General features: G+C 67.7%; 8 protein-coding genes. All 8 read right to left on the bottom strand.

Annotated elements, in window-relative coordinates; translation table 11 throughout:
* Positions 1 to 394 (bottom strand): imidazole glycerol phosphate synthase subunit HisH (hisH, locus tag OXU42_04705; GenBank protein MDE0028693.1); only part of this gene is annotated, 394 nt, incomplete at its 3' end.
* 85 nt (positions 395 to 479) lie between these two features.
* A complete protein-coding gene (gene hisB / locus OXU42_04700) occupies positions 480 to 1067 on the bottom strand; it encodes an imidazoleglycerol-phosphate dehydratase HisB (GenBank protein MDE0028692.1) in 588 nt (195 codons plus the stop codon).
* A 76-nt stretch (positions 1068 to 1143) separates the two neighbouring features.
* Positions 1144 to 2430, bottom strand: coding sequence for a histidinol dehydrogenase (gene hisD / locus OXU42_04695; GenBank protein MDE0028691.1), 1287 nt, complete (start codon positions 2428 to 2430; stop codon positions 1144 to 1146).
* Positions 2420 to 3688, bottom strand: coding sequence for a UDP-N-acetylglucosamine 1-carboxyvinyltransferase (murA, locus tag OXU42_04690; protein ID MDE0028690.1), 1269 nt, complete (start codon positions 3686 to 3688; stop codon positions 2420 to 2422). Before murA ends, hisD begins: the two co-directional genes overlap by 11 nt.
* A gap of 22 nt (positions 3689 to 3710) precedes the next feature.
* A complete protein-coding gene (gene prmC, locus OXU42_04685; protein ID MDE0028689.1) occupies positions 3711 to 4658 on the bottom strand; it encodes a peptide chain release factor N(5)-glutamine methyltransferase in 948 nt (315 codons plus the stop codon).
* Positions 4655 to 5719 carry a peptide chain release factor 1 gene (prfA, locus tag OXU42_04680; GenBank protein ID MDE0028688.1) on the bottom strand — a complete coding sequence of 355 codons (1065 nt, stop codon included), beginning with the start codon at positions 5717 to 5719 and terminating at the stop codon, positions 4655 to 4657. The genes prmC and prfA overlap by 4 nt, the downstream gene beginning before the upstream one ends.
* A 96-nt stretch (positions 5720 to 5815) precedes the next feature.
* On the bottom strand, positions 5816 to 6019 hold the full coding sequence (gene rpmE, locus OXU42_04675) for a 50S ribosomal protein L31 (protein MDE0028687.1): 204 nt from the start codon (positions 6017 to 6019) through the stop codon (positions 5816 to 5818).
* A gap of 97 nt (positions 6020 to 6116) precedes the next feature.
* Positions 6117 to 7271: an acyl-CoA dehydrogenase family protein gene (locus tag OXU42_04670; protein MDE0028686.1), complete on the bottom strand. Its 1155-nt coding sequence runs from the start codon at positions 7269 to 7271 to the stop codon at positions 6117 to 6119.
* Between the last annotated feature and the right edge of the window lie 108 nt (positions 7272 to 7379).

Here is a 7379-nt window from a genome sequence, read left to right as displayed (position 1 = left end):
AGCGCGTGGGCTTGCGGATCTCGATGGCGTTCCAGCCCATGTGCGGCACCTTGAGGTCGTCGGCGGCGGTGAAGCCCAGGACCTTTCCGGGCACCAGGCACAAGCCGTCCGGGGAGCCGAACTCCTCGCTCTCGTCGAACAGGAGCTGTAGCCCGAGGCAGATGCCGAGGAACGGCCGCTTGCGGCGCACCACGTCCTGGATGACGTTGACGAGCCCGAAGCGCTGGAGGTTTTCCATGCAGGAGTGGAACGCACCCACCCCGGGAAGCACCACGCCCCGGGCGTCGGCGATGCGTCCGGGGTCTCGGGTGACCTCGGCGTCGAAGCCCACCCGCTCCAGCCCCTTCTGCACGCTCCTCAGATTACCCATGCCGTAGTCGACAACCGCGATCATGCCGCTCCTCCAATCGGTCGATGGCCTCGGACCTCACCACCCCGCCCCTGGATTCCCGCTTTCGCGGGAATGACGGTAATGGGCTTTACAGGCTCCCCTTGGTGGACAGCACGCCTTCGATGCGCTCGTCTAGCCCCGTGGCCCGGTCCATGGCTCGGGCGAAGCCCTTGAAGCACGCCTCGATGACGTGGTGTGGGTTCTCGCCGTGCTGCACGTCCATGTGCAGGTTCATGCCGAGCTGGTTGACGAAGGCCTGGTAGAACTCGTGCGGCAGATCGGTGTCGAAGGTGCCGACCCGGCCGCCGCGGATCTTGACCCGGTAGGCCAGGTAGGGCCGGCCGCTCAGGTCCACCACTACCCGGGCCAGGGCCTCGTCCAGCGGCACGGTGGCTTCGCCGAACCGGCGGATGCCGTGCTTGTCTCCCAGAGCGTCCTTGAACGCCTGCCCCAAGGTGAGCCCGACGTCCTCCACCGTGTGGTGGTAGTCCACTTCGAGGTCACCCACCGCCTTCACCGTCACGTCGAACAGGCCGTGGCGCGTGAAGATCTCCAGCATGTGGTCGAAGAAGGGGATGCCGGTCTCCACCTGGGCCTGCCCCTTGCCGTCGATGTCCACGGTGGCGGTGATGTCCGTCTCCTTGGTCTTGCGATGGATCGTTGCCGTTCTACCCATTTCGTCTCTCCTGACCTTCCGCTCTCGGGCAGGTCGGACAAGCCGCGAACATTGCCCTGCGACGCTTGCACTCAACTCACGAAAGCCGCGCCTCGACGGCGCGGGCGTGCTCGTGCAGCCCCTCCCGCCGGGCGAGGTGGACCACCGCCGGCGCCAATGCCTCCAGGCCGCGCGCCTCGGCGCGCACGATGCTGGTGCGCTTGAGGAAATCGTAGGCGCCCAGGGGCGAGAAGAAGCGCGCGCTGCCGCCGGTGGGCAGCACGTGGTTGGGACCGGCGACGTAGTCGCTCAAGGGCGGGGTGGCGTGGGCGCCGACGAAGATCGCGCCGGCGTTGCGCACGGCGTCCACGCACTTGTCGGGGTCCCGCACCATGATCTGTACGTGCTCGGGGGCGATGGCGTTGGTGATCTCCACCGCTTCCTTCAACGAGCGCGACACCATGATGGCGCCGAAGCGGCGCAGCGACCCGAGGGTGATGGCCTGGCGCCGGGTGCTCTTGAGTTGCTCCGCGATGGCCGCCTGCACCTTGCGCGCGGTGGTCATGGACGGCGTCACGCACACCGCCGCCGCCAGCTCGTCGTGCTCCGCCTGGGAGAGCATGTCCGCGGCCACGTATTTCGCGTCCGCGGACCCGTCCACCAGCAGCAGCACCTCGCTGGGGCCGGCGATGGAGTCGATGTCCACCTGGCCGAAGACCAGCCGCTTGGCCGCCGCCACGTAGACGTTGCCGGGGCCGACGATCTTGTCCACCCGCGGGATGGTTTCGGTGCCGTATGCCAAGGCCGCCACGGCCTGGGCGCCGCCCACGCGGAAGACCCGGTGGGCGCCGGCCACGCGCGCGGCCGCCAGCACGAGCGCGGCCTCTTCCCGCACCGGGGTGGTGACGGCCACCTCGGTCACGCCCGCGGCCACCGCCGGGATCACGGTCATCAAGACGGTGGACGGGTACGCGGCCTTGCCGCCGGGAACGTAGGCGCCGGCGCGCTCCACGGGGCGGATGCGCTGACCCAGCTCCAAACCCAGGGAGTCCCGGTAGTTCCAGCTTTTCTCGACTTGGCGGCGGTGGAAGCGCCGGATGCGCGCGGCCGCCAGCCGCAACGCGCGCAGATCCTCCTTGGAAACGGTCTCGCAGGCCCGGTCCATCTCGTCCGCCGGCACCTCGATCTCGGACCGTTTCAACGTGACGCCGTCAAACGCCTTGGCGTAGCGCACCAGCGCCTTGTCCCCGCGCCGGCGCACGTTGTCGATGATCTCGGCCACGCGCGCCTCGACGTCCTTCTCGATCTCGCCGCGCCGCCGCAGGATCCGGTCGAGCTTTTTCTCGAAGCCGGGATCCGTGGTCTTCACGATGTCAATCGTCACGCTCCACCCTTCGTATGTCCGCGCCCAGGCGGGCGAGCTTGCCCTCGATGTTCTCGTAGCCCCGGTCCAGGTGGTACACCCGCGACACCTCGGTCGCACCCCGCGCCACCAAGCCCGCCAGCACCAGCGACACGCTCGCGCGCAGGTCGGTGGCCATCACCGGCGCGCCGGAAAGCCCGGGCACGCCCTGGACCGTGGCGCGGTTGCCGTCGAGGGCGATGCGCGCGCCCATGCGGTTCAGCTCCTGGACGTGCATGAAGCGGTTCTCGAAGATGTTCTCCGTGATGACGCTGGCGCCGTCCGCCACCGCCATCAGCACCATCATCTGCGCCTGCAGGTCCGTAGGGAAGCCGGGAAAGGGCTGCGTGGCCACGTCCGTGCCGTGAACCCGCCCGTTGCCCGTGACCCGGACGCCGCCGGGCCCCGGCGTGACCCGGACGCCGGTCTCCCGGAGCTTCGCCAAGAAGGCCTTGAGGTCGTCCGCCCGGGCGTCCTCGATCAGCACGTCGCCTCCGGTCAGGGCGGCGCCGACCATGAACGTGCCCGCCTCGATGCGGTCCGGCCCCATCTCGTGCTCCATCCCGTGAAGCTCCGGAACGCCTTCCACGCGGATGACCCCGGTGCCGGCCCCGCCGACCCGCGCGCCCATCCCGGTCAGCACCGCGGCCAGCTCGACGATCTCCGGCTCCTGGGCCGCGTTGCGGATCTCGGTCGCCCCCCGGGCCAGGGTGGCCGCCATCATGAGGTTCTCGGTGGCGCCCACCGACGGGAAGCCGAGGTCGATGACGGCGCCCTTGAGCTGCTTCGCCCGCGCCTCGATGTAACCGTGGTCCTGGCGGATGCACGCGCCCATGCGCTCCAGGCCCCGGAGGTGCAGGTCCACCGGCCGCGAGCCGATGGCGCAGCCGCCGGGGGTGGAGACCCGCGCCTCGCCGAACCGCGCCAGCAGCGGCCCCAGGACCAGGAAGGAAGCGCGCATGGTCTTGACCAGGTCATAGGGCGCTTCCAGCTCGTGGATCTTGTCCGCGGTGAGCTCCAGATGGCCGTCCGCCAGCAGGTCCTTCTCGATGGTGACGCCGAGGCGCGACAGCAGGCGCAGGGTCGTGCTCACGTCGCGCAGGGCGGGCACCCGGCGGTAGGAGCACTTGCCAGCGGAAAGCAGCGACGAGATGATCACCGGCAGGGCCGCGTTCTTCGACCCGCCGAGGGTGACCGTGCCCTCCAGAACCGCTCCGCCGCTGAGAATGATGCTGTCCAAGTCCGCTGACCTCGGCTGGTGGCTATTGTCCTGCCGTATCCGTTGCCCGCATTATCTCCCCGGCAACCACCCTTGGCAGACCCGCGTAGTCCCGCAGCATCCGTACCCGACGGATGTCCCGGTGGGCGCGAAACAACGCGCACACGGCGTCGCCGAGGTCTGCGCCGATCTCCACGGCGAGCAGCCCGCCCTCCCGAAGACGCAGAGTTCCTTCCCGGACGATACGCCGGTAGAAATCCATCCCGTCCGCGCCGCCGTCCAGTGCCAGGGCCGGCTCCCACTCGCGGACATCACAAGGCAGCCGCGCCATGTCGCGGCTCGGGACGTAAGGGGGGTTGGACACCAGCGCATCAAAGTACTCCGTCAGGCCTCGCAACGGAGCGAGCAGGTCGCCCTGAAGCCAGCGGATCCGGCGATTCACTCCGTGCCGGCGCGCGTTTTCCCGCGTCACCTCCAGCGCCGCCGCAGAAACATCCGTGGCCCACACCTCCGCGTGCGTGCATTCCTTGGCCACGCTCACCGCGATGGCGCCGCTGCCGGTCCCCAGGTCCAGAACCCGTTGCGGCTCCGGGCGTGACGCCAGGAAATCCACCACGGCTTCCACCAAGTGCTCCGTCTCGGGCCGCGGAATGAGCACGTCCGGGGTCACCCTGAACTCCAGAGACCAGAACTCCCGCTTCCCTATCAGGTACGCAACGGGCTCACCGCCCGCCCGCCGGGCCACGAGCGCCGCGTGGCGTTCCGTTTCGGATGCGTTCAACGTCGTTTCGGGACTCCGATAAACGTCCTCCCGCGACCATCCAAGCACTTCCATCAGCAGCAGTTCCGCGTCGAGTCTGGGTGTGGCGCAACCGGCCTCCGCGAGCTTGGCGGCGGCGTGGCGAAGGGTACCCGACACCGTGGTTGCGGCTCCCGTGCGGACCGGCACCGCCGTTCCGAGTTCGTCATTCGCCGCTTCCAAACGGTTCACCCCGTGGCCTGCAACGCTTCCGCCTGGTGGAACGTGATCAGGCCGTCTATCAGTTCCTTCACGCCGCCGTCCATTATCTGGTCGAGCTTGTAGAGGGTCAGGTTGATGCGGTGGTCGGTGACGCGCCCCTGGGGGAAGTTGTAGGTGCGGACCCGCTCGCTGCGGTCGCCGCTGCCCACCATGAGCTTGCGCGAGGCGGCGATCTCCGAGCGCTGCGCCTCCTGGGTCTTCTCGAGCAGGCGCGCGCGCAGGATCTTGAGGCCCTTGGCCTTGTTCTTGTGCTGCGACTTCTCGTCCTGGCACGACACCACGATGCCCGTGGGTACGTGGGTGATGCGCACCGCCGAGTCCGTGGTGTTGACGCTCTGGCCGCCGGGGCCCGACGAGCGGAAAACGTCGATGCGCAGATCCTTGGGATCGATGTCCACGTCCACGTCGTCGGCCTCGGGAAGCACCGCGACCGTCACCGCCGAGGTGTGGATCCGCCCCGAGGTCTCGGTCACCGGGACCCGCTGGACACGGTGTACGCCGCCCTCGAACTTGAGCTGGCTGTAGGCGCCGCGCCCCTCGATGAGCGCGATGATCTCCTTGAAGCCGCCCAGGCCCGTGGGATTGGAGCTCAGGATCTCCACCTTCCAGCCCTTCTCTTCGGCATACCGGCCGTACATACGAAAGAGGTCGGCGCTGAAGAGCGACGCCTCCTCGCCGCCCGTGCCCGCGCGGATCTCGAGCAGAACGTTCTTGTCGTCGTTGGGATCCTTGGGCAGCAGCAGGATCTTGAGCTGCTGCTCCATGGTCTCTTGGCGCTCCTTCAGGTCCGCCAGCTCCTGGGCCGCGAGGTCCCGGATCTCCGGGTCACCGTCTTCCAGCAGCTCCTGGTTGTCCTGGATCTCCCGGTCGAGCTTGCGCCACTCGCGATAACAGGTCACCACCTCGGCCAGGTCCGCGCGTTCCTTGGCGACCCTGGAGAACTCCTTGCGGTCCTCCGGCAGCTTGGGATCCGCCAGAAGCGTCTCCAGCTCCTCGTAGCGGCTCTCCACTTCGGCGATCTTGTCGAGCATGCTCACGGTCGCGCCTCGTGCCAAAAGCAAGGGGGGCAAAGGGATTCGCGCCACCCCTTGCCCCCCTTGCCGGTCAGAGCGTGCAGGGAACTTCCCTCAGTCCTTGATACCGTACCGCCTTTTGAACTTCTCGACCCGGCCGGCGGTGTCGAGCAGCTTCTGCTTGCCGGTATAGAAGGGATGGCAGTTGGAGCAGATCTCGGTATGGATCGCCTTGGCGGTGGAACGCACTTCGAAGGAGTGGCCGCAGGCGCATACCACGTTCACGGGTTTGTACTCGGGGTGAATGTCCGGTTTCATCGTCGACCTCGCTGGAATCCAACATTTATAGCACGAGGCGCGCGCACCGCCAAATCTCGATACACCGTTGGCGTGCGTGCGGGCTCGCGGAGGCGCGTCAGTCGAACTGCCGCAGCACGTGCCGTGCGATGACCATGCGCATGACCTCGGACGCGCCCTCGGTGATGAGCCGGCTGCGCTGGTCGCGGAACCAGTACTCGATGGGCAGGTCCGTGGTGAGACCGATGCCGCCGTGGATCTGCAGCACCCGGTCCACCACCCGGAAGGACATCTCGTCGGCGAACACCTTGACCATGTAGCCCTCGTTGCGCATGTCCTCGCCCTGATCGTACTTCCAGGCCGCATGGTAGACCATGAGCGTGGCGGCGTGAAGCTCGGTGTAGGAGTCGGCGAGCTTGAACGAGATTGCCTGCCGGTCGGCCAGCGGCCTGCCGAAGGTGACCCGCTGCTTGGCGTACGCGGCACCCATCTCGATGGCGCGACGGGCCACGCCGATGGCGCGACCGCCGTGCTTGAGGCGGCCGATGCCGAGCCACTTCTGCCCGAGCTTGAAGCCCTCGCCTTCTTCGCCGATCATGTTCGCCGCCGGCACCCGGCAGTCGTCGAACACGATCTCGCACGGCTCGTAGCCCATCATGGTCTTGTACTTGGCGGTGATCTTCACGCCCGGGTTGTCCATGTCCACGAGGATGCACGAGATGCCCCCGTGGGAGCCCTTGCTGAGGTCGGTGGCCACCATGACCTGGGCGAAGTCGGCATCGTCCGCGTCGCTGATGAAGCGCTTGACGCCGTTGATCACGTACTCGTCGCCGTCACGCACCGCGCGGGTGCGCATGGAGCCGGGATCGGAGCCGGCATCGGGCTCGGTCTGGGCGAAGCAGGCGCGCTTCTCCTCGCGCAGCAGCGGGTAGAGGTAGCGCTCTTTCTGCTCCTCGTTCATGGCGTAGAGCACCGGCCGCACCTCGGGGCCGAAGATGCTGTGGCCGCGCGACGGGAGCGCCACCGAGCGCGCCACCTCGGCCCACACGATGACCTGTCCCAGGAGATTCAGCCCGGCGCCGCCGAATTCCTCGGGCACGTCGAGCATCCACAGCCCCATCTCGCGGGTCTTGGCCTCGAAGCGCTCGCGGTACTCGGGCTTGAGCTTCACGCCGTCCCGGCACTCCATCTCCACCGGGATGAGTTCCTGGTCGACGAACTTCCGCACGGTTTCCTGGAGCAGTTGCAGTTCCTCGGGCAGCTCAAAATCCATGGTTTCCTCCTCTGTGTCCAAACTCACGATGCAACTACGCAACAGAACGTCATTCCCACGAAAGCGGGAATGACGATATGGGGTGCCGGTGGCATTCGCAATTGACCG

The sequence above is a fragment of the Deltaproteobacteria bacterium genome (assembly GCA_028818775.1).
Taxonomy (GTDB): Bacteria; Desulfobacterota; Binatia; order UBA9968; family JAJDTQ01; genus JAJDTQ01.
Note: the sequence above shows the minus strand (reverse complement) of the source record. Positions and strands in the feature narration are given on the sequence as shown.